The sequence below is a fragment of the Thioalkalivibrio versutus genome (assembly GCF_001999325.1).
GTDB lineage: Bacteria > Pseudomonadota > Gammaproteobacteria > Ectothiorhodospirales > Ectothiorhodospiraceae > Thioalkalivibrio > Thioalkalivibrio versutus.
This window is the reverse complement of sequence record NZ_MVAR01000025.1, coordinates 1-21,035: the sequence shown is the minus strand read 5'-3', so window position 1 is coordinate 21,035 and position 21,035 is coordinate 1. Positions and strand designations below refer to the sequence as shown.

Below are 21,035 nucleotides of genomic sequence, written 5' to 3'. Positions count from 1 at the left end.
GCCCCCCGCCCTGCTGGGCGGCGCCCCCGCCTTCGACGACCCGCCCCCGGCACCCGCCAGGATCGAACCACAGACGGTAGTGGACCAGCACCCCGCCCTGCGGGCCGCGTCCGAACAGCAACAGGCCGCGCAATTGGAGATTGCCCGCGCACGTGCCGAAGGGCGCCCGGATATCGGCATCCGGCTGTTTCAGGAGCGCGACGTGATCGACGGCCGCCGGGAGACCTCCACCGGCGTGGCGCTGCAGCTCGAGCTGCCGCTATGGGACCGCAACCAGGGACGCGTCCGCGAATCCGTGGCGGACCATTACACGCGCCAGACCGAGGTCCGGGCCCTGCGCCGCGACCTGACCCGACAGGTCGAGGTCGGCCGCGTGCACCTGGCGCACCTGCTGGACGAACTCGATCGCCACCGCAACCAGACGCTGGCGCCCGCCCGGCGGGTACGCGACCTGACCTACCGAGGCTACGAGAGCGGCGAAGCCTCTTTGCTGGAAGTGCTCGAGGCCTACAACACCCATTTCAACGCGATCGAGCAGGAACAGGATCTGCTCGCCCAGAGTTGGGCGGAGTGGCGCGAACTGCGCATCGCAGCGGGGCTCGGCCTCGTGGAGGACACCCGATGACACACCCGATGACACACCCGATCACCCACCGGATCGCACGTCTCGTCACCCTGCTGGTCCTGGGCTTGGCGACCGGCCCCATCCTGGCCGAGGACCTCGAGATCACCCACTGGGATGCGGGACTGGAATGGTTCGTGGAGGCCGGGCCCCTGGAGCCCGGGGCCTCGGAGACCTTCCTGGTCCACGCCACCTGGCTGGACGACTTCCGTCCAGTCACCACCGGGGAACTGACCCTGCAGATGCATAACCGCTACGGGGAGGTATTCAGCGAAGCCACTGCCCATCTCGACCGCGAGGGCATCTTCGCCGTCACCCTGCAACTGCCGGAAGCCGGGCGCTATTACCTGACCGGCGTGCACGAAGATGCCGACGGCCTCCGCGAAAGCACCCTTGGGCAGGTGACGGTCCCCGGCGGGCACCGCCATGACCACCAGGATGACCATGCGCACCCCGGCGACGAGGGGCACGCCCACGACGAGGATGACCACGGGCACGCGCACGACGACGAGGGACACGCACACGATGCCGACGACACCATTACCTTCCTCAAGGAGACGCAGTGGCGTATGCGGTTTGCCACGGCCCCAGCCCGTTACGAGCCGTTCGCCGAACGCATCGAGGTCCCCGGGACGATCCGCGAGGTACCCAGCCAACGCACCCGACTGGTCGCACCAGCCGATGGGATCATTACGGCGGACGGGGACTGGCCGGCGCCCGGGCGCGAGGTGCACGCCGGCGACAGCCTGATGCGCCTGGCGGTGTTGCCGGACAGCGGCACCTCCAGCGGCCTGGCCCTGGAACTCGCCCGGGCACAGGAACGCCTGACCGCGGCCGAGGCCGACCTGGAACGTCTGACGGGTCTTGCCGAGGAGGGCGTGATCGCCGACAGCCGGGTAGTGGAAGCCCGTCGCGAGCGCAACACCGCGCGGGCCGAGCTGGACGACGCCCGCGATCGCCAGGAACGGCTCGACGGCAGCGCCGTTTCCGGGACGCTTGCCCTGCGCGCCCCGGCTGGCGGCCGGGTGGAATCCCTGGATATCAGCCCCGGGGAGATCGTACAGGCCGGCCAACGCCTGGCCAGCCTGCTGGACGGCGAACATCTGTGGCTGGTGGCGCACCTCTATCCGGCGGATCTTGCGCGGGTCACGTCGCTGGCCGATCCAGCCGTGCGCCAACCGGGCAGTCGCGAGTGGCGGGCCGTCGGGGGTGAACCGGTGTGGGAAGGCGGGGCCTTCGATGGCCCGGGGCAAACGCTTCCGGTCGCCTTCGCCCTGGAAGCCGCAGACGCCCGGTACCGTCCCGGCATGCCGGTGACGATCTCGCTCGCGGCCGGGACGCCCCGCCATCGCGTCACGCTCCCGGTCGGGGCGTTGATCGACGACGACGGTGTGCCGATCGTAATCGTGCAAACCGGGGGCGAATCGTTCGAACGACGCCCGGTCCATACCGGGGCCCGCTCCGCCGGACGAGTGGAGATCCTCTCCGGCATCGAGGCGGATGAGCGCGTGGTGACCCGGGGCGCCTATGCGGTCCTGCTGGCGGGCCGGGATTCCGATGGGATTGGCCACGGCCACGCGCACTAAGGGGACGGCGACATGCTGGATCGACTGATTCGATGGTCCCTCGCCAACCGTCTGCTGGTGATGGCCGGGGCCCTGGGCATCCTGCTGCTGGGGGCCTGGCAGGCAAGCCAGGCCCCCATCGACGTGTTCCCCGATCTGACCGCGCCCACCGTGACCGTGATGACCGAGGCTCCCGGCCTGGCCGCGGAGGAGGTGGAACAACAGGTCAGCTACCTGATCGAGTCCGCGGTGAGCGGCGCGGCCGGGGTGCGCCGTGTGCGATCGCAGTCCGTGGCCGGATTCTCGCTGGTGTGGGTGGAGTTCGAGTGGGGCGAGGCGATCTACCAGGCCCGGCAGGTGGTCAACGAACGCCTGGGCCGCGTGCAAACGCAACTGCCCGCAGGGGTCGCCGCCCCGCAGCTGGGGCCGATCAGTTCGGTCATGGGCGAGATCGCCTATCTGGGCGTACGCGACGAGGCGCGCGAGGACGGCATGCGCGCCCGCGAGGTCGCGGACTGGGTAGTGGCGCGCCAGCTGGAGGCCATCCCCGGTGTGGCCCAGGTGACCACCCTGGGCGGCCAGGTCCGCCAGTACCAGGTGCAGGTATCCCCCGAGCGCCTCGCGGCGTTCAACCTGAATCTCGTGGAGGTCCGCGACGCTGTGGAGCAGGCCAGCCGCAATGCGGGCGGCGACCGGCTGAGCGACGGCGGGCAGGACTACCTGATCCGTTTTCTCGGTCGCGCCGAACGCCTGGATGAGATCGAGCAGGCCGTGGTCGCCGTACGCGACGACATGCCGATCCTGGTGCGACATGTCGCGGAGGTCGCGATGGGTCCGGGCATCCCGGTCGGTGATGGCGGCGTGAATGGGCACCCCGGCGTGGTCGTGGCCGTCTCCAAGCAACCGGATGCCGACACCCTCGAACTGACCCGGTCGATCAACGAAACACTTGCGCGGCTGGAAGCGGGGCTGCCAAAGGGCATCACCCTCGAACCCAACCTGTTCCGTCAGGCCGATTTCATCCAGACGGCCGTGTCCAACGTCGCCGAGGCCCTGCGCGACGGCGCGATCTTCGTGGTGCTGATCCTGCTGGTGTTCCTGCTGAGCGTACGGATCACGCTGATCTCGGTCCTCGCCATTCCATTGTCGCTGACCATCGCCCTGCTGGCCCTGCAGGCACTGGGCATCACGATCAACACCATGACCCTGGGGGGCATGACCATCGCCATCGGCGCGCTGGTCGACGACGCCATCATCTTCGTGGAGAACATCTATCGCCGCCTGCGCGAGAATGGCGGCGACCGCGATCCCGCCAGCCTGGACGAGACCGTGCGCCAGGCCTGCTCGGAGATGCGCTATCCGGTGGTCTTCTCCACCGTCATCATCATGCTGGTGTTCGCCCCGCTGTTCTTCCTGAGCGGGGTAGAGGGTCGCCTGTTGCAGCCGCTGGGGGTGGCCTACCTGATCGCGATCGCCGCATCGCTGATGGTGGCCCTGACCGTGACGCCGGTGCTCGCCCGCTGGCTGCTGCCCGCGATCGCGCGCCGCAATGCCGGGCGCGAACCGCCGGTGGCCGCCCTGCTGCAACGCGGCTACCGCCCGCTGCTGCGCGCCACGCTCCGTTTCCGGCGCAGCATCCTCGCGCTCTCCACCATCCTCGCCGTGGCCACGCTGGCGGCCACGCTGCTGCTGGGGCGATCGTTCCTGCCCGACTTCAACGAGGGCAGCCTGACCATCGAGATGGCCACGCCGCCCGGAACCAGCCTGGAAACCTCGGCGGAGATGGCCGGCCAGGTCGAGCGCTGGCTGTTGGAGCAGGATGCGATCCTGTCCGCCGCCCGCCGCACCGGACGTGCCGAGGGGGCCGAGCATACCCAACCACCCCACCTCAGCGAACTGGATGTCCGTCTGGGCCCTCTGTCGCAGGGGAAGGAGGCGTTCCTCGAAGAGCTGCGCGCGGGACTGGCCGCCTTCCCCGGGCAGTTCAACATCGGCCAGCCGATCTCGCACCGCATCGACCATATGCTCACCGGCGTGCGCGCAAACCTGTCGGTGAAGGTCTTCGGCCCCGGGCTGGGCGAGTTGCAACGCCTGGCGAAGCAGGTCGAGGCGACCCTGGACGGGATCGACGGCATCGTCGACCTGGCGGTCGAGCCCGTCGCGGCGGTTCCCCAGGTCCGGCTGCATGCCGACCGCACCGCCCTCGCCCGCTACGGCCTGACCGTGGCGGACGCCGCCGAGACCGTCGAGACCGCCTGGCGTGGCGCGCGCGTCGCGCAGATCTTCGAGGGCGAACGACGCTTCGACCTGGTCGTGCGCCTGCCGGCGGAACAGCGGGTGATCGACGGCCTGGCGGACATCCCGATCCGCACGCCGACCGGACACCACATCCGTCTGGGTGAGGTCGCCGAACCCCGGATCGAACGCGGCCCCAACCAGATCAACCGGGAGAATGCCGAACGCCGCCTGGTGGTCAGTGCGAACGTGGCGGGCCGCGACCTGCATGGCGCCGCCCGCGAGGTTCGCACCGCCATCGACGAGCGGGTGGCGCTGCCCGAGGGGTATCGCGTGGAGCTGGGCGGCCAGTTCGAGGCCGAGGCACAGGCCACCCGGACCATCGCCATCGTATCCGCCGGCGTCCTGGTCGCCATGCTGCTGGTGCTGCAGCTGGCCCTGCGCTCGCTGACCCTGGTGCTGCTGGTGATGGTCAACATCCCGCTGGCCCTGATCGGCGGGGTGATCGCGGTGTTCGCGATGGGCGGCGTGATGACCATCGCGGCCCTGGTCGGCTTCATCACCCTGTTCGGCATCGCCGTGCGCAACGGGCTGCTGCTGATCAGCCGCTATCAGAGCCTGGCGGCCGAAGGCGTGCCGCTGGACGAGGCCGTGGAACGCGGGGCGCTGGAGCGGCTGACCCCGATCCTGATGACCGCGCTGACCGCCGCGCTGGCGCTGATCCCGCTGGCCCTGGGCCTGGGCGAGACCGGCACCGAGATCCAGGCCCCGATGGCCATCGTAATCCTCGGCGGCCTGCTCAGCTCCACCGCCCTCAACATGCTGGTGCTGCCTGCCCTGTACCACTGGCTGCGCTCGCGCCCGTCGGCGCGGGCCTGACGCCGTTTCGGACCAATCGCTGTGACGTCATGACGTCACAGCATTATGATGGCCATGGTAGCAAGCATCACGGAGGCCCCGATGAACGAGCCAAACAAACGTTCCTCCGTCTATTTCGAACCCGACTTGCACCGGGCACTGCGCCTGAAGGCCGCCTCCACGCAATGTTCGGTCTCCGATCTGGTCAATCGTGCCGTGCGCCAGACACTGATCGAGGATCAGGAGGATTTGCAGGCGTTCGAAGATCGCGTCGCAGAGCCAACCATGACCTACGAGGCACTCCTCGACGACCTGAAGGCGCATGGCAAGCTTTGAGGTTGTCGTCCGTCAATCCGTCGCCAAGGATCTGCGACGGATTGACGACAAGGAGGTACGCCGCATCCTGGAACGCATCGCGTCACTGGCGGATGCCCCCCGCCCACCGGGCAGCGAGAAGCTGTCCGCCCAAGGAGCGATACCGTGTGCGGCAGGGCGTCTACCGCATCCTCTACGAGATCAAGGACGACCAGCTGATCATCACAGTGGTGAAAATAGGCCACGGCCGTGAAGTCTATCGCTGAAGTGCGGATATCAGACGGCGACGTCGGCCAGGTGGCCCTTGCCCTCCAGCCAGGAGCGGCGTTCGGAGGCGCGTTTCTTGCCGAGCAGCATATCCATCAGCTGCATGGTGTCGTCGGCGGCGTCGAGGGTGAGCTGCACCAGGCGCCGGGTGTCCGGGTTCATGGTGGTCTCGCGCAGCTGTAGCGGGTTCATCTCGCCGAGCCCCTTGAAGCGGGTCACGGAGACCTTGCCCTTCATCTTCTCCGCCTCGATGCGCTCCAGCACGCCAGCCTTCTCGTCGTCGTCCAGGGCGTAGAAGGTCTGCTTGCCGACGTCTACACGATAAAGCGGGGGCATGGCGATATACACGTGCCCCCGCTCCACCAGCGGCCGGAAATGCTTCAAGAACAGCGCGCACAGGAGCGTGGCGATATGCGCGCCGTCGGAGTCGGCATCGGCCAGGATGCAGACCTTGCCGTAGCGCAGCCCGTCCAGGCTGGCCTGGCCCGGGTCCACGCCCAGGGCCACGGAGATGTCGTGGATCTCCTGCGAGCCGAGCACCTGGTCCGGGTCCACCTCCCAGGAATTCAGGATCTTGCCGCGCAGCGGCATGATCGCCTGGAAATCGCGATCGCGCGCCTGCTTGGCGGAGCCGCCAGCCGAGTCGCCCTCGACCAGGAACAGCTCGGTGCGCTCGAGGTCCTGGCTGGCGCAGTCGGCCAGCTTGCCCGGCAGGGTCGGGCCCTGGGTAATCTTCTTGCGCACCACCTTGCGGCCGGCGCGCTGGCGCTTCTGTGCGTTCTGGATCGAGAGTTCCGCGATGCGCTCGCCCTGCTGCGGGTGCTGGTTCAGCCACAGGCTGAAGGCGTCCTTGACCACGCCGGAAACAAACGGCGCGGCCTGGCGCGAGGACAGCCGCTCCTTGGTTTGCCCTGCGAACTGCGGGTCCTGCATCTTGAACGACAGCACGCTGGCCACCCGCTCCCAGACATCCTCCGGGGCCAGCTTGATGCCGCGCGGGAGGAGACTGCGAAACTCGCAGAACTCGCGGACCGCTTCGGTCAGACCGGTGCGCAGGCCGTTCACATGGGTACCGCCCTGGGTGGTCGGGATCAGGTTTACGTAGCTCTCGCTGACCACCTCGCCGCCCTCCGGCAGCCAGGTCACGGCCCAGTCGGCGGCCTCGGTCGCCCCGGCGATCGAACCCATGAACGGCTCCTCCGGCAGGCGCTCCAGACCATCCAGGGCCTCCACCAGATAGTCACGCAGCCCGGCGGCGTAGCACCATTCGCAGGCCTCGCCAGTCGTCTCGTCACGGAAGGTTACGGTCAGGCCCGGGCACAGCACGGCCTTGGCGCGCAGGATGTGCTTGAGCCGGGGCACCGAGAACCGCGGCGAATCGAAGTACTGTGGGTCCGGCCAGAAATGCAGCGTGGTCCCGGTATTGCGCTTGCCGACGTCGCCGACCGCCTCCAGGTCCTGCGTCTTGTAACCGCCGGAGAAGGCCATGCGGTACTCGCGCCCGTCACGCTTGATCTGAATCTCCAGCAACTTCGACAGCGCGTTCACCACCGACACGCCAACCCCGTGCAGGCCGCCGGAGAACTGGTAGTTCTTGTCCGAGAACTTCCCGCCCGCGTGCAGGGTGGACAGGATCACCTCGACCCCCGGGCGCTTTTCGCGCGGATGCAGGTCTACCGGCATGCCGCGGCCGTCGTCGCTGACCGAGACCGAGTCGTCCTTGTGCAGGATCACATCGATGCGCTTGGCGTGGCCGCTGATCGCCTCGTCCACCGAGTTGTCGATCACCTCCTGCGCCAGGTGGTTCGGGCGGGTCGTGTCGGTGTACATGCCCGGGCGCTTGCGCACCGGGTCCAGCCCCTCGAGGACCTCGATATCGGATGCGGAATAGCTCACGTGATGGTTCCTGTGTCGATTGCGCACTCGCGGATGCGCGAAGGGTAGCAAATCAGGGCTGCTTGCAATCGCCCCCATGATCCCAACAATGCTGTGCAGATTTCGTATTCAAGTGTTTCAGGAGGGTTCCCATGGCAGAAGCCGCAAGCGCAACCGGCGACGATATCCTCGACGTCACGCAGGAAAACTTCCAGCAAGCGGTGCTGGACGAGTCCCACCAGCGCCCGGTGGTCGTGGATTTCTGGGCCGCCTGGTGCGGACCGTGCCAGCAGTTGATGCCGCTACTTCAGCAGCTCGCCACGCAGTACGCCGGCAAGTTCCGCCTGGCCAAGGTCAACAGCGACGAGCAGCAGGCCCTGGCACAGCAATACGGTGTGCGCAGCCTGCCGACCGTCATGATCTTTCGCCACGGCAAGCCGGCGGATCAGTTCATGGGCGTGCAGCCGGAGCCGAACATCCGCGCGATGATCGACCAGTACCTGGAGAAGCCCTCCGACAAGCTGATCGAACAGGCGCGCGAGCAGGCCAAGACCGGCGACGTGGACGGCGCCCTGGCGACCCTCAAGGCCGCACTGGAGGAGGACCCCGACAACGGCGACCTGCGCATCGAGCTGGCGCGCGCCCTGGCCCAGTCCGGCGATCCCGAGGCGGCCGAGACCGAACTCGCCAAACTGCCGCTGGATCAAAGCGAGAAGGAAGAGGCCAAGACCCTGCGCGCCCGCCTGGTGTTTGCCAAGACGGCGGCCGGCGTCGACCCGCAGGCGCTGGCGAAAGAACTGCAGACAGGCGACCCGCGCCCCGAGGCGCTGGAGCAGATGGCCGCCTACGCGATGCTCTCCGGACGCGCCGAGGAGGCGCTGGGGCTATACCTGCAACTCATGAAGCAGCACCGCGCCTATAACGATGGGGCCGGCCAGCAGGGCCTGCTGGCCGCGTTCAAGGTGCTGGGGGATGACCACCCGCTGGTCGGGCAGTATCGACGGCAGATGGCGTCGCTGCTCTACTGAACAGGGCCCGGTTGCCGGCGCAGCATCCCTCCAACCGGCTACGGCCTCGACCACGCCCCATCGGCCAGAGGCTGGCCTCCTACACGTCGGCACCCCCGGAGCCGAGCCCCTTCGGTGATCGGGCCGTGGCCAAGCCCATCGGCCCGAGCTTCCTCCCTGCGGAGGTAACCGCAGGCGCGGGCGGAGGCTTCGCGAGCAAGCTCGCTCCCACAGGGGGCTTCCCACCTGTTGCACGACCTATTGCCTGGCGACGACCTCGCCGGTGAGTTGGGTGCCGGCGGCAAGGGTGGAGTAGATGGTGCCCTTCTGCACGTTGCGGTGCAGCAGCTCGACCATTTCCTCATCGGCATCGGTGCCGACTTCGACGCGATACTCGATCTTCGCAATGGCCGGTGGGTCGTCCTGGCGCCAGCCGCGCAACTGGATGGAGATGCTGTCCACCTCCATACGCAGCATCGGCAGGGCGCGCTGGATGCCGCGCACCATGCAGGCACCGAGTGACGCCAGCAAAAGCTCCGGCGGACTCAGGGCATCGTCGCGCCCGTCCATGTCGGTGTCCAGGGTGACCTCGGCCTGCTTGGCGTGTGCCAGGCTGCCGTGCGCGTCCACCCGTTCGACGTTCAGCTGATACTCAAGCATGTCATCTCCATCCAGGAGCCGGATCGCAATGCGCGATCCGGACAACCCGGGATATCAGTTACTGCCGAGGATGCGCTCGATCACCGCCTGCGGTTCCTGGTAGCCGGACATCTGTTGTCCGCTCTCCGTGATCAGTGCCGGGGTGCCGCGCAGCCCAAGTTGCTGGCCCATGGCCATGTGCTGATCCTGCGGCGTGGCGCAGCTGCCGTCGATGTCGTTCAGCTTGTCGCCTTCCTTGGCACGGTCCATCGCGTCTTCGCGGTCATCCGCGCACCAGATGCGATCCATGATCTCCGGAGAATCGCGACCGAGGACCGGGAACATCAGGTAGCGCACCTTGATGCCAGCCGCCAGATACTCCGGCAGGTCCTGGTGCATTTCGCGGCAGTAGGGGCAGTTCGGGTCGGTGAAGATGTTCAGCACACCGCGAGTGTCACCGTTCGGCGAGTAGGTCACCAGCTCGCTGTCGCCGATGGCGGCGAACATGTCAGCGCGCACCCCGCTGAGCGCGGCCTGGGTCAGGTTCTCGCGGGTGTCCAGATCGACCAGGCTGCCCTGAATCAAATAGCGGCCGTCCCCGGACACATAGAGGATATCGGTGCCGTAGCGCACCTCGTAGATGCCAGCCATCGGGGTCTCCCGGATGCTGTCGGCCTCGGCATCCGGAATCACCCGGGCCATGGTTTCCTCGATGGCATCGGTCGCCATGACCGGGGTGCTGAACACGGCCAGGGCCGCGGCAAGGGGAAGAACGCGTTTCAGGAGCATGGATTCTCTCGTGTCAGTACAGAAAACGGAGCCAGTCTAGCAGCCCCCACGCGGGGAACCTGCGAAAGCTGGCAAGAGTGCGTAATAGACGTCAGCCGCGGGGATGATGTTCCGCATGCAGGCTTTGCAGACGGGCGCGTGCGACGTGGGTATAGATTTGCGTGGTCGAGAGGCTGCTGTGGCCCAGCAGCATCTGCACCACGCGCAGGTCCGCCCCGTGGTCGAGCAGGTGGGTCGCGAAGGCGTGGCGCAGGGTATGCGGCGACAATGGCGATTCGATGCCGGCACTCCGTGCATGAGCCTTGATACGGTACCAGAAGGCCTGGCGCGTCAGCCCGCGCCCGCGGCGGGTGACAAACACCGCCTCGCAGGGCGGGTGGCCATCCATCAGGTCCGGCCGCGCCTCGCGCTGGAAACGGGCCAGCCAGTGCGCCGCCTCCTCGCCCAGCGGCACCAGGCGTTCCTTGTCGCCCTTGCCGGTGATGCGCACCACGCCCTGACGGCTGTTCACCTCCGACTGCTCCAGGCCCACCAGTTCCGACACGCGCAGGCCAGTGGCGTACATCAGCTCCAGCATCGCGCGGTCACGCAGGCCCACCGCAGTCTCGAGATCGGGCGCCTGCAACAGGGCGTCCACCTGGGCCTCGGACAGACTGGCCGGCAACGGGCGTCCGGCGCGGGGCGATTCGATCCCGGCACTGGGGTCATCCTCGCGCTCGCCCTGATAGACCCGATAGCGATAGAAACGCCGGATGCTGGACAGCGCCCGGGTAATGGACTTCGGCCGGGCCCCGGCCTGCATGCGCGCGCTGATGTACCCCAGCAGGTCGGGCGCCCCGGCGGTCTCCAGGTCCACGCCCCTGGGCTCCAGCCAGTGCGCCAGGCCCTCCAGGTCGCGGCGGTACGCCGCCAGGGTGTGATCGGAGAGCCCCTCGACCGCCCAGAGCTCGTCCAGGAAACGATCGAGGGGCGACGAGGTCGTCTCGGCGCTGGTCACGCGTTACGGCTGGCCGCCCCCGGGATTGCCCGGATTGCCCGGTGCCCCCGGGGTCTCGGCGCGGAATTTTCCGGCCAGGCTCTCGAACACCTTGGTCAGTTCCAGCGGCAGCGGGAAGAAGATGCTGTTGGCGGTGCCGTTGGTCGACATGTCGGCCATGGTCTGCAGGTAGCGCAGCTGCAGCGCAGCCGGGCTCGCCTCCATCTTCTGCGCGGCCTGCACTAGCTTCTCGGCCGCCTGCAATTCGCCCTCGGCGTGGATGACCTTGGCGCGGCGTTCGCGCTCGGCCTCGGCCTGGCGGGCGATCGCACGGATCATCGAGTCGTCCAGGTCGACGTGCTTGATCTCGACGTTGGTGACCTTGATGCCCCAGGCGTCGGTCTGCGAGTCGAGGATCTCCTGGATGTCGTTGTTCAGCTTGTCGCGCTCGGAGAGCATTTCATCGAGATCATGCTTGCCGAGGACCGAGCGCAATGTGGTCTGCGCGAGCTGGCTGGTCGCGGCGTAGTAGTCCTCCACCTGGATCACCGACTTGGCCGAATCCACCACGCGGAAGTACAGCACCGCGTTGACCCGTACCGTCACGTTGTCCTGGGAGATCACGTCCTGACTGGGCACATCGAGGGTGATGATGCGCAGGTCGATCCGCACGATCTGCTGGATGCCCGGGATGACGATGATCAGGCCCGGACCCTTGACTGCCTGGAACCGCCCCAGAAAGAAGATGACGCCACGCTCGTACTCGCGCAGCACCTTGATCGACATCACGATGATGGCGATCAGGATGACTAGCGGAACGACAAAGAAACCGAGATCGTTCATGTCCTGCTCCTTCTACGTTGTGAGTACTGCATCGACCGGTCAGCCGGTCGATGCAGTGCCCGGGGTGTCCTCTTCGGTCGCGGGTTCGACCTGCAACTTGAGTCCGTCGATGGCGGTCACCCGCACCTTCTGCCCCTCGCGCACGGGTGCCGAGGTCTCCGCGTTCCACTGCTCGCTGTGGACCCAGACCCGGCCACTGCGTTCAAAGTCCTCGCGCGCCTCGCCAAGCATGCCGATCATCTCTTCATGGCCGGTGGCGGGCTTCTTGCCCCGCAGACTGAACAGACGCCCCAGCACCCAGACCGACAGGATGCCGATGGCGATGGCCGTGCCGATCACCAGCGGCAGGGCCACATTCAGGTTGGGGTCGTCCCACAGAATGATCGAACCGGTTGTAAACGCCACGATTCCTCCTATGCCCAGGGCCCCGAAACTGGGCACAAAGGCCTCCGCGACCATAAAGATCATCCCCAGCAGCATCAGCGCCAGACCCGCATAGTTCACCGGCATCACCTGCAGCGCGAAGAACGCCAGGATCAGCGCGATCGAGCCAATCACGCCGGGATAGATCGCGCCCGGATTGGCCAGCTCGAAGATGATGCCGTAGATCCCCAGCAGCATCAGGATATAGGCAATGTTCGGGTTGGTGATCACGGACAGCAACTGGGTGCGCCAGTCCGGGTCCATGCGCACGATCTCCAGTCCCTCGGTGGAGAGTGTGCGCTCACCGTCGTGCATGCGCACGGTATGCCCGTCGATCTGGGCGAGCAGGTCCTCCAGGTTGTCCGCCACAAAGTCGATGACGTTCTGCTCCAGCGCCGCGGAGGCGGTCAGGTTGGAACCCTCGCGTACCGTCTCCTCCGCCCAGTCGGCGTTGCGATCATAACGCTCGGCCAGACCGCGGATGTACGAGACCGCGTCCTCCAGCACCTTCCGCCCCATCGCATCGTCGCCACGCCGCGGGGCCGCCTCGTCCTCCAGCAGCTCTTCCTCGCTGGCCGGCTCCACCTCGCCGTCAGGCGCTCCGTTTTCGCCCGCTGGCGCCTCGTCCGCATCGTCGTCGCTGCGTTCGTCGCCACGGGCCTCGTCGGCGTCCTCGTCGTCGCGGGCGTCCTCGCCCGCTTCCGGCGGATCCATGCCCGGGAGCCCACCGCCCCCCATCTGCACCGGCGTGGCCGACCCCAGATTGGTGGCCGGGGTCATGGCCGCAACATGCGACCCATAGAGCATGTAGGTCCCGGCACTGGCCGCGCGCGAGCCGGCCGGGTGGACATACGTCACCACCGGCACGTCCGATTGCAGGATGTTCTTGATGATGCTGCGCATACTGGAATCCAGTCCGCCGGGGGTATCCAGCATCAGGATCAGGATCTCGGCGTCTTCCGCCTCCGCGCGTTCAATGCCGCGACGGATGTAATCGCCGGTGGCCGGGCCGATGGCGTCCTCCACGGTCAGCATCAGGCCGTGGCGATCCCCGGTATCGGCCATACTCGCCGCGACCAGCCAGCCCGCACCGAGCACCAGCAAGGCCAGCCACAACAGATGTCGCCAGGGGCGCCATCCGCCCTGTCCCGCGTTGCGCCCGAATGGAACCCGCATGGGCTTCCTCTCCCGTCAGGATGGATTCGTCGTACACTGCGTGCGCACACGCGACAGCCGACACCACCACGATAAACCAAAGCCCGGACCGGCGCCGAACCCGCAGACCCGCATGGAAACGCAGGCAATGCAGACCCCGCCCGAAACCCTCACCGCCGTGATCCTGGCCGGCGGCCAGGGCCGCCGCATGGGCGGGTGCAACAAGGGCTGGGTCGAGTACCACGGGCGCCCGCTGATCGAACACGCGATCGAGCGCCTGCAGCCCCAGGCCGCACAGCTGGCCATCAGCAGCAATACCGATATCGACCGCTATCGGGCGCTGGGGTTTCCCTGTCTGTGCGATCGGCACCCGGATTACCGCGGCCCGCTGGCCGGGATCGCGGCGGCCTTCGCAGCCTTCCCCGGCCAGAACCTCCTGTGCGCCCCGGTGGACGCCCCGCATTGCCCGCGGGATCTCGGCGAACGCCTGCAACAGGCCGTGGACCGGGAACACGCCCCGGCCGCGGTCGCCCACGACGGCGAACGGCTGCAGCCGCTGTTCGCGCTGCTGCGCCCGACCCTGGCGCAGGCCCTGCTGGACGACCTGGAGCGCGGGTCCCTGGCCGCAGGACGCTGGTTTCGCGACATGGGGGCAATCCCCGTCGATTTCTCCGATCAGCCGCAGGCGTTCGCCAACATCAACACACCGGATGACCTGGGGAGGGACTGATCATGATCGCTATACTTTCGATCCCGAACCGCAGTGCCCGGGAACGACGCCCATGACCCAGCCGACCATCCCCTCGCCCCTGCCCCGCATCGCCTTCGCCGCCTGGAGCGGCAGCGGCAAGACCACCCTGCTCAAGGGCGTGATCCCGGCCCTGCGCGCCCGCGGCCTGCGCCCGGCAATGATCAAGCACGCCCACCACGAGTTCGACGTGGACAAGCCGGGCAAGGACAGCTTTGAGCTGCGCCACTCCGGGGCGGACCAGATGCTGGTCGCCTCCGGGCGGCGCTACGCCCTGATGGTGGAGACGCCGGAGACCGACGACGGCCGCGTGCCGGATCTGGACATGCTGTGCGCGCGGCTGGACCCGCGACGCTCCGACCTGATCCTGGTCGAGGGCTTCAAGCAGTGGGACCTGCCGAAGATCGAGGTGCACCGCCCGTCGGTCGGCAAGCCGCCGCTGTACCGCGAGGTCGCCGGGGTGATCGCGGTGGCCACCGATGCCCCGACCCTGGACTTCGACGGCCCACTGCTGCCGGTCAACGACCCCGACGCAGTGGCTGCCTTCATCATCGACTACCTGAATATCCATCCCTGAAGCGGAGACATCCCATGCCCGAGGCTGCCCCCGGTTGCGACGAATTCGACCCCAGCGCCAAGACCCTGGAACAGGCCCGTGCCGCGATCCTGGAGGCCTGCCGGACGATCACCCAGAGCGAACAGGTCACGCTAGAAGAGACCCTCGGGCGCACCCTGGCCCAGCCGATTCACGCACGCATCGACGTGCCACCGGCGGCGGTCTCGGCCATGGATGGCTACGCCCTGCGCGCCGCGGACGCAACGGACGGGGCCTGTCTCGCACTGGTGGGCACATCGGCGGCCGGGCATCCCTGGGATGGCGAGCTGCAGCCCGGCCAGTGCCTGCGCATCCTGACCGGCGCGGTCGTCCCGGCCGGGGCCGAACTGGTCATCATGCAGGAGCAGGTGCAGCGGGACGGGGAATCGATCACCCTGCAAAACGGCGGCCTGACACCGGGACACAACATCCGTGGACCGGGCAGTGACACCGCCGCCGGCAGCCCGCTATATGCTTCCGGGCAGCGCATCGGCGCCGCCGAGATCGGGGTCCTGGCCAGTCAGGGTATCGCCCGGGTGAGCGTGCTGCGCCGGCCGCGCGTGGCCTTCTTCTCGACCGGGGACGAACTGGTCCCCGTCGATCAACCGCTGGGCCCGGGACAGATCCACGACAGCAACCGCCACACCCTGCGCGCGCTGCTGAGCGCCTATCCGGTGGAGGTACTGGACTACGGCGTGATCCGCGACACCGAGGCGGAGGTCTCACGAGCCCTGACCCGGGCCGGTGCGGACGCGGACATGATCATCACCACCGGGGGCGTCTCGGTGGGCGATGCCGATCACGTGACCCGCGTACTGCAGGCCTCGGGACAAGTCGGTTTCTGGAAGCTGGCGATCAAGCCCGGACGGCCACTGGCATTCGGACAGTTCGGCCGCGCGCATTTCTTCGGCCTGCCCGGCAACCCGGTGGCGGTGATGACCACCTTCGCCCTGCTGGTACGCCCGGCCTTGCTGCAGCTGGCCGGGCGCGACGCGACCGAGCCGCAGACCCTGAACGCCCGCCTGCTGGAGGATCTGTACAAGACCCCGGGCCGCAAGGACTTCCAGCGCGCGTTACTCGAGACTGACGACCGCGGCTGGGTGGTCCGCGCCGCCGGCGGCCAGGGCTCGCACCAGCTGCGCGCGATGAGCGAGGCCAACGCCTACGTGGTTTTGCCCCGCGAGTCCAGCGGGGCCCGGGCGGGGGATTGGGTGGAGGTGCTGCCGTTCCGGGAGATCTTCCCGGAGGTGTGATCCGGGTTGCCGGCCGCGCTCAGGGGGACTGGACGAGCGCGGCGAATTCCCGCTCCAGCAGGGCCTCGTCACCCAGGTTGAGCTCGACCAGGCGCCGCAGGTGCGAGGCGGATTCGAGCGGCATCGCCTCGATCTCCACGCCCAGCCACAGGCCTTCATGCCAGCACACGCGGCCCTCGACGGTGATGCGCGCCTCGCCGCTGAGCGGGATATCGACGCTGACCTCGTCCCCATCGGCCAGGACCGGAAGATCCGCGCCCTCCAGCAGCACCCCCTTCAGGGAGATATCCTCCACGCGAACCGCGCAGTCCCCGCCGTCGGTGAGCAGGGTAGCCGGAAATTCCAGAGGGATACGTTGAAAGCGTCGCTCCATACGGCAAGACTACGCCCACTCCGCGCCTGCGGCCAAATCCAGAACCATCCGGGAATCCCATGACCGAAACCGCCGCCTCGTCCGCCGACGGCCAGCCGACCAGCCTGCTCCGCCGCCTGGCCGCCATCGTCTACGATGCCCTGCTGCTGGTAGCGATCTGGATGGTCCTTGGCCTGCTGGTGGTTGTCCTCGGCAATACCACCGGGCTGTACTCGCCGCGTGTGCACTTCGTGCTCAACCTGATCGTGGCCTGGGGCTTCTTCTACTGGTTCTGGACCCGCACCGGACAGACACTTGGCATGCAGGCCTGGAACATCCAGCTGCGCACCGAGGGGGGCCACGCGGTCAATGCCTGGCAGGCCACCCTGCGCTACCTGGTCGCGGTGGCCCAGTGGCTAGTAATCCTGATGGCGATCTGGGCGGTGCGCGAGCACGGCGCCGTGGCAATCACCGTGGTCACGGCGGCGGCGCTGTTCGCGCTCGGCCTGTCGCAGTTCCACCCGCGCCGCTGGATGCTGCACGACTGGCTCTCCAGCACCGAACTGGTACGCATCCAGGGTCTCGCCAAGCCGCGCTGGAAACAGAACCGCAAGAGCTGATCCCGAGCCGGTTTTTTATTTCACCACGAAGCACACGAAGACGGGCAAGGTCAAAAGCCGTCCTGATGAGCGATCACGTTCAACCAGCCGCCGGATCGTAGGGGCGTAGGATGGGATGAGCGCAGCGAATCCCATCAAGGAACGGGCACAACGCGGGAAATGGTGCGTTTCGCTGCGCTCAACAGCACCCTACCGCGGCGGAAGGAGCCTGCCTTTGGGAGAACGTTCCCTGCAATGGGCTGAAGCTCGTTGCTAATTGAACAACCCTCAGGGGGCGAGCCAGAGGCCGAGGTCGTCCAGGGCCTCGGCAATCTCGTCGGCGATGCGACGGTAACCACGGGCGTTGGGGTGCACGGGGTCGGCACGCAGGTCGCGCTCGGACAACACGCCGGAGAGCACGCCCTCGATCAGGGCCACCTGTTCCTCGCGGGCGAGTTCGCGATAGATCGGATCGTCCCGCAGGCGCCCGGTGGCGGCCCCCAGGGCCGAGGCCCGCGGCACCCCCAGCAGCAATGGCTGGGCCCCGTGTTCATGCACCGCTGCCACCAGGGCGCGCAAATCCTCCTTGACCGCGGCGGGATCGCGCTGGCGCAGAAAGTCGTTGCCGCCCAGCCAGATCAGCACCAGGTCCGGCTGGTGTTCGCGCAGGCTGGGCTCCAGGCGCCCGCGGGCGCTATTGGCGCGGTCGCCCGGCACCCCGTCGTTGATGAGCGTCCAGCCGGTGATCGCCGCCAGCCGCGCCGGATAGTCCTCGCCCGAGCCCGCCCCGGTCCCGTGGGTCACGCTGTCGCCGAAGGCGAGCACCGTGGCCTGGCGCGGGAGTGGCTCGAAGTCGCCCGGGCCCGCGCCACCACAGGCCGCCAGAAGGGCCGCCAGCAGGATCAGGAACCCGCCGCGCAGCCAGCCCCTCATGTCTGACGCCCCATGCGTTGCAGCGCCACCAGCGCAAGGATCAGGAACAGCACCACCGGCAGGCTCGCCGCAACCACCGGGGGCAGGTTGTAGACCAGCCCCAGATGGGTCATCGCGCGCATCACGATGGCGAACGACACGCCGATGGCGATGCCGATGAACAGGCGCCGCCCGGCACCACCCTCGCGCTGCGAGCCGAACAGGAACGGGATCGCCAGCAGCAGCATCACGAAGGTGCTGGCCGGCAGGGTCAGTCGCTGCCAGAACGCGACCTCGTAGGGGGCCGAGTCCAGGCGATTTTCCTGCAGGTAGTCGATATAGCGCGCCAGGTTCTGCGCCGCCATCTGGCTCGGCTCGACCACCAGTACGTCGAAGTACTCCGGCGCGATCAGGCGCTCGATGGTCTCCTCCTCCAGGCGTTCGGCCTCGACGCGCTCCAGCGACAACCGCGAACGCTCCACGCCCTGCAGCCGCCAGGCCCCGTCCTCGTACTGCGCGCTCTGGGCGCGCGTGATCTCGCGCGGCTCGCGGTTCGCATCCACCTCGATGATGCGTACGCCGATCAGGCGATTGCCCGGCAGCACCGCATCCGCCTGCACCATGCGCTGGCCATCGCGCGCCCACAGGCCGATCGGGCTCACGCTCAGTTGCTCATCGAAGGCGCTCGCCTTCAGGTTCTGCGCGCGGCTCTCGGCGGCCGGGGCGAAGAATTCGCCGACCACCACCATCACCACCACGACCACCAGCCCGGCCTGCATCACCCAGCCGATGAAGCGCCCAAGCGTCATCCCAGCGGCTCGCATCGCGGTCAGCTCGCTGTTGGCGGCCAGATTGCCCAGCCACAGCAGTCCGCCCAGCAGCGCCGCCGGGGGCAGCATGTCGTACATCCGCCGCGGCAGGGTCAGCGCCACATACAGCAGCGCCTCGGTCAGGCCATAGTTGCCACGCCCGGTGTCACGCAGCTCGTCAATCAGCGCGAAGACCGCATCCAGCGCCACCAGCAGGACCACGGCCAGCGCCGTCCCGATCAGGACCTGACGCATGATGTAGCGACCCAGCACGGTCGTCACGAAGCCACCTCGTCACGCTCGACGCGGCGAGGGCCGCCACCCGCGCCCCGGCCAAGGCCCAGCATGCCCTTGCGCCAGGCCAGCCACAGCCAGAGAACCAGCATCAGGCCGTGCGTCCACCAAAGCCCCAGGGCCAGTGGCGTGCGGCCGTCCGCCAGCTGCCCCTGCCCCAGGATCAGGAAGTTCGCGTACAGCACGTAGACCCCGATGGCCGCCGGGATGCGGGCATAACGCCCGGAACGGGGCGGCACCTGGGCCAGCGGCAGTGCAATCAGGGTCAGCACCAGGATGGACAGTGGCATCGCAATGCGCCATTCGAGCTCCGCACGGTGTTCCGGCCGATCACGCTCCGCCCACAGTTGGAGCGTCGACATCGCGTTCAGCGAGCGCCGCCCGGCCCCGGCATCCGGTTCGGTGATCTGGGTCCGCAGTCGCTCGAACTCGAGCATGCGGAAGCTGCCCTCGCCCGGCACGCCGACATGGCGATAGCCGTTCTCGAGGATCAGGAAGCCACTGCCCTCGGCCCCCGGATCGGGGATCGCCCGCTCGGCTACGGTCACCTGCGCCTCGCCGTCGACCTCGCGGTAGATGAACACCTCCAGCAGGGCCTCGCGGTCCTCGCTCAAGCGCTCGGCGAAGAAGACCTGCTCGCCAACCCGCGAGCGCAGGAAGCGCCCGGGCGTGATGCCGACCAGGTCGGAGCGTGTCTCGGCGAGGTCGCGCAGTTGATCGATCTGGGCCTCGGTGCGTGGCACCACCAGCGTCATCAGCACCAGCAACAGCAGCGTGGCTGGCGCAGCCACCCAGAACAGCGCGCGATAAAACGCGGCGAAGGACATGCCGCTGGCCTGCAGCGCCACCAGCTCGCTGTCGCGCTGCAACCGGCCCAGCACCAGCATGAAGGCCAGGAACAGCGCCACCGGCCAAAGGAAGACAATGCCCTTGAACGCGCCGAAGGCGACCATGCCCGGCAGGAAATCCACGGGGATACTGCCCTCGGCGACATCGCGCAGCACCCGCCCCAATACACCGCCGATGATCACCAGCAACAGCACGACGGTGACCGCGGTCTGCGTGACCAGCAGTTCGCGGGCGATAAAACGCTCGGCGCGGCGCAGGATCATGCGCGCATTACCCCGCGGCCCGCGCGGCGCGTGGTCGGACGCCGCTTGGCGCTGGTACCATGATCGAACTCATTTTCGGGAGGCATTCATGCAATTCTCCGTCACCACCTCGACCCTCGACAAACCCCGCGCCGGCATCCGCGCCGCCGGGATCGTCCACAAACGCAAGCCGGCCGCGGGCGCCACCGCCCTGGATGCCGCGCGCGACGGCGAGATCACCGCCCTGCTGAAGGCCGGCGAGATGGACGGCGAGGCCGGCAGCCAACTGCTGCTGCCCGGCGGTGGGGGCCCAGGCAATCAAGGGAAGGGTAGCGCACTCCTGATCGGCCTGGGTGCGAAGAAGGACTTCGACGCCCGCGCCGCACGCAAGGCGGCGCAGACGCTGGCGGCCGCCCTGGTCGAACGCCCCGCCACCAGCGCGGTGATCGCGGTGGCGGACTTCCAGCCGCGCGGCAAGGACATTGCCTGGACGGTGCACACCCTGGTTGCGGCGATCGCGGACGCCGCCTACCGCTTCACCCCGTTCAAGGGCAAGGAGAAGACCCCGCCGGTGAAGCTGGAGAAGATCCAGCTCAGCGTGGAGCGCGACGAGGCCGAGACGGCCAACAAGGCCTGCAGCGAGGCCGCGGCGATCGCCACCGGCGTCAATCGTGCCAAGGACCTGGGCAACACCCCGCCGAATGTCTGCTACCCGGAGAGCCTGGCCGACACCGCCCGCGAACTGGCCAAGCAGCACAAGAAACTGAAGGCGACGGTGCTCGACGAGAAGGACCTGGAGAAGCTCGGCGCCGG

Annotated in this window: 20 protein-coding genes and 1 pseudogene; 11 read left to right on the top strand and 10 right to left on the bottom strand. The window is 68.0% G+C overall.

From position 1 onward, the window contains the following. From B0684_RS09875 to B0684_RS09855, 5 genes and pseudogenes are all read left to right on the top strand, one after another. On the top strand, nucleotides 1–625 hold a 625-nt coding region (locus B0684_RS09875; protein ID WP_143592457.1), incomplete at its 5' end, for a TolC family protein. Between the two features lie 8 nt (nucleotides 626–633). Then, the gene (locus B0684_RS09870; protein WP_026313089.1) at nucleotides 634–2,208 is read left to right on the top strand and encodes an efflux RND transporter periplasmic adaptor subunit; all 1,575 of its coding nucleotides are present in this window, start codon (nucleotides 634–636) and stop codon (nucleotides 2,206–2,208) included. 12 nt (nucleotides 2,209–2,220) lie between these two features. Beyond that, a complete protein-coding gene (locus tag B0684_RS09865) occupies nucleotides 2,221–5,301 on the top strand; it encodes an efflux RND transporter permease subunit (protein WP_018650495.1) in 3,081 nt (1,026 codons plus the stop codon). Nucleotides 5,302–5,382: 81 nt separating this feature from the next. Then, nucleotides 5,383–5,616 (top strand): hypothetical protein, encoded by a 234-nt coding sequence (locus B0684_RS09860; protein ID WP_018650496.1) that lies wholly within the window; start codon nucleotides 5,383–5,385, stop codon nucleotides 5,614–5,616. Next, nucleotides 5,603–5,861, top strand: a pseudogene (locus tag B0684_RS09855) (type II toxin-antitoxin system RelE family toxin). The gene B0684_RS09860 and the pseudogene B0684_RS09855 overlap by 14 nt, the downstream one beginning before the upstream one ends. 10 nt (nucleotides 5,862–5,871) lie before the next feature. On the opposite strand, the gene parE reads toward B0684_RS09855, so the two are convergent. Continuing rightward, nucleotides 5,872–7,758, bottom strand: coding sequence for a DNA topoisomerase IV subunit B (gene parE, locus B0684_RS09850; RefSeq protein WP_018650498.1), 1,887 nt, complete (start codon nucleotides 7,756–7,758; stop codon nucleotides 5,872–5,874). Nucleotides 7,759–7,889: 131 nt separating this feature from the next. On the opposite strand from parE, the gene trxA reads away from it, so the two are divergent. Continuing rightward, the gene (gene trxA, locus B0684_RS09845; protein WP_018168052.1) at nucleotides 7,890–8,765 is read left to right on the top strand and encodes a thioredoxin; all 876 of its coding nucleotides are present in this window, start codon (nucleotides 7,890–7,892) and stop codon (nucleotides 8,763–8,765) included. Between the two features lie 237 nt (nucleotides 8,766–9,002). On the opposite strand, the gene B0684_RS09840 is transcribed toward trxA, so the two are convergent. From B0684_RS09840 to B0684_RS09820, 5 genes are all read right to left on the bottom strand, one after another. Then, nucleotides 9,003–9,404 carry an OsmC family protein gene (locus B0684_RS09840; RefSeq protein WP_018168173.1) on the bottom strand — a complete coding sequence of 134 codons (402 nt, stop codon included), beginning with the start codon at nucleotides 9,402–9,404 and terminating at the stop codon, nucleotides 9,003–9,005. Between the two features lie 54 nt (nucleotides 9,405–9,458). Then, nucleotides 9,459–10,172: a DsbC family protein gene (locus tag B0684_RS09835; protein WP_018650499.1), complete on the bottom strand. Its 714-nt coding sequence runs from the start codon at nucleotides 10,170–10,172 to the stop codon at nucleotides 9,459–9,461. Between the two features lie 91 nt (nucleotides 10,173–10,263). Next, nucleotides 10,264–11,169: a site-specific tyrosine recombinase XerD gene (xerD, locus tag B0684_RS09830; protein WP_018168175.1), complete on the bottom strand. Its 906-nt coding sequence runs from the start codon at nucleotides 11,167–11,169 to the stop codon at nucleotides 10,264–10,266. Between the two features lie 3 nt (nucleotides 11,170–11,172). Further along, nucleotides 11,173–11,991, bottom strand: a complete 819-nt coding sequence (locus B0684_RS09825; RefSeq protein ID WP_018168176.1) for a slipin family protein — start codon at nucleotides 11,989–11,991, stop codon at nucleotides 11,173–11,175. A gap of 39 nt (nucleotides 11,992–12,030) precedes the next feature. After that, complete coding sequence (locus B0684_RS09820) at nucleotides 12,031–13,590, bottom strand: NfeD family protein (RefSeq protein ID WP_018650500.1); 1,560 nt, start codon at nucleotides 13,588–13,590, stop codon at nucleotides 12,031–12,033. Nucleotides 13,591–13,717: 127 nt separating this feature from the next. On the opposite strand from B0684_RS09820, the gene mobA reads away from it, so the two are divergent. From mobA to moeA, 3 genes are read left to right on the top strand one after another with little or no spacing between them, the layout of a single operon-like run. Then, nucleotides 13,718–14,299: a molybdenum cofactor guanylyltransferase MobA gene (mobA, locus tag B0684_RS09815; protein ID WP_018168178.1), complete on the top strand. Its 582-nt coding sequence runs from the start codon at nucleotides 13,718–13,720 to the stop codon at nucleotides 14,297–14,299. A 52-nt stretch (nucleotides 14,300–14,351) separates the two neighbouring features. Continuing rightward, entirely contained in the window at nucleotides 14,352–14,894 is a 543-nt protein-coding gene (mobB, locus tag B0684_RS09810; protein WP_018168179.1) for a molybdopterin-guanine dinucleotide biosynthesis protein B, read from the top strand. A 14-nt stretch (nucleotides 14,895–14,908) separates the two neighbouring features. Further along, nucleotides 14,909–16,165 (top strand): molybdopterin molybdotransferase MoeA, encoded by a 1,257-nt coding sequence (gene moeA, locus B0684_RS09805; RefSeq protein WP_018650501.1) that lies wholly within the window; start codon nucleotides 14,909–14,911, stop codon nucleotides 16,163–16,165. Nucleotides 16,166–16,184: 19 nt separating this feature from the next. On the opposite strand, the gene B0684_RS09800 is transcribed toward moeA, so the two are convergent. Continuing rightward, complete coding sequence (locus B0684_RS09800) at nucleotides 16,185–16,538, bottom strand: PilZ domain-containing protein (RefSeq protein WP_018168181.1); 354 nt, start codon at nucleotides 16,536–16,538, stop codon at nucleotides 16,185–16,187. A gap of 59 nt (nucleotides 16,539–16,597) precedes the next feature. Here B0684_RS09800 and B0684_RS09795 point away from each other — a divergent pair, with 59 nt between their 5' ends. Continuing rightward, nucleotides 16,598–17,137, top strand: coding sequence for an RDD family protein (locus B0684_RS09795; protein WP_018650502.1), 540 nt, complete (start codon nucleotides 16,598–16,600; stop codon nucleotides 17,135–17,137). 267 nt (nucleotides 17,138–17,404) lie between these two features. Here B0684_RS09795 and B0684_RS09790 read toward each other — a convergent pair whose 3' ends face one another. The 3 genes from B0684_RS09790 to lptF are packed head-to-tail and all read right to left on the bottom strand — an operon-like array spanning nucleotide 17,405 to nucleotide 20,243. Continuing rightward, nucleotides 17,405–18,049 (bottom strand): GDSL-type esterase/lipase family protein, encoded by a 645-nt coding sequence (locus B0684_RS09790; RefSeq protein WP_018168183.1) that lies wholly within the window; start codon nucleotides 18,047–18,049, stop codon nucleotides 17,405–17,407. Further along, the gene (gene lptG / locus B0684_RS09785) at nucleotides 18,046–19,119 is read right to left on the bottom strand and encodes an LPS export ABC transporter permease LptG (RefSeq protein ID WP_018168184.1); all 1,074 of its coding nucleotides are present in this window, start codon (nucleotides 19,117–19,119) and stop codon (nucleotides 18,046–18,048) included. The genes B0684_RS09790 and lptG overlap by 4 nt, the downstream gene beginning before the upstream one ends. After that, nucleotides 19,116–20,243, bottom strand: a complete 1,128-nt coding sequence (lptF, locus tag B0684_RS09780; protein ID WP_018168185.1) for an LPS export ABC transporter permease LptF — start codon at nucleotides 20,241–20,243, stop codon at nucleotides 19,116–19,118. Before lptF ends, lptG begins: the two co-directional genes overlap by 4 nt. Before the next feature lie 88 nt (nucleotides 20,244–20,331). Here lptF and B0684_RS09775 point away from each other — a divergent pair. Then, nucleotides 20,332–21,035, top strand: a 704-nt coding sequence (locus B0684_RS09775) for a M17 family peptidase N-terminal domain-containing protein (RefSeq protein ID WP_332881461.1), incomplete at its 3' end; no start/stop codon positions are given.

Excerpts from the sequence above, each read along its gene's own strand:
- B0684_RS09800 (WP_018168181.1), bottom strand. The coding sequence starts at position 16,538 with ATGGAGCGACGCTTTCAACGTATCCCTCTGGAATTTCCGGCTACCCTG.
- B0684_RS09795 (WP_018650502.1), top strand. The coding sequence starts at position 16,598 with ATGACCGAAACCGCCGCCTCGTCCGCCGACGGCCAGCCGACCAGCCTG.
- trxA (WP_018168052.1), top strand. The coding sequence starts at position 7,890 with ATGGCAGAAGCCGCAAGCGCAACCGGCGACGATATCCTCGACGTCACG.
- B0684_RS09820 (WP_018650500.1), bottom strand. The coding sequence starts at position 13,590 with ATGCGGGTTCCATTCGGGCGCAACGCGGGACAGGGCGGATGGCGCCCC.
- B0684_RS09840 (WP_018168173.1), bottom strand. The coding sequence starts at position 9,404 with ATGCTTGAGTATCAGCTGAACGTCGAACGGGTGGACGCGCACGGCAGC.
- mobA (WP_018168178.1), top strand. The coding sequence starts at position 13,718 with ATGCAGACCCCGCCCGAAACCCTCACCGCCGTGATCCTGGCCGGCGGC.
- B0684_RS09835 (WP_018650499.1), bottom strand. The coding sequence starts at position 10,172 with ATGCTCCTGAAACGCGTTCTTCCCCTTGCCGCGGCCCTGGCCGTGTTC.
- B0684_RS09825 (WP_018168176.1), bottom strand. The coding sequence starts at position 11,991 with ATGAACGATCTCGGTTTCTTTGTCGTTCCGCTAGTCATCCTGATCGCC.
- lptF (WP_018168185.1), bottom strand. The coding sequence starts at position 20,243 with ATGATCCTGCGCCGCGCCGAGCGTTTTATCGCCCGCGAACTGCTGGTC.
- B0684_RS09790 (WP_018168183.1), bottom strand. The coding sequence starts at position 18,049 with ATGAGGGGCTGGCTGCGCGGCGGGTTCCTGATCCTGCTGGCGGCCCTT.
- B0684_RS09870 (WP_026313089.1), top strand. The coding sequence starts at position 634 with ATGACACACCCGATCACCCACCGGATCGCACGTCTCGTCACCCTGCTG.
- B0684_RS09860 (WP_018650496.1), top strand. The coding sequence starts at position 5,383 with ATGAACGAGCCAAACAAACGTTCCTCCGTCTATTTCGAACCCGACTTG.
- moeA (WP_018650501.1), top strand. The coding sequence starts at position 14,909 with ATGCCCGAGGCTGCCCCCGGTTGCGACGAATTCGACCCCAGCGCCAAG.
- B0684_RS09865 (WP_018650495.1), top strand. The coding sequence starts at position 2,221 with ATGCTGGATCGACTGATTCGATGGTCCCTCGCCAACCGTCTGCTGGTG.
- mobB (WP_018168179.1), top strand. The coding sequence starts at position 14,352 with ATGACCCAGCCGACCATCCCCTCGCCCCTGCCCCGCATCGCCTTCGCC.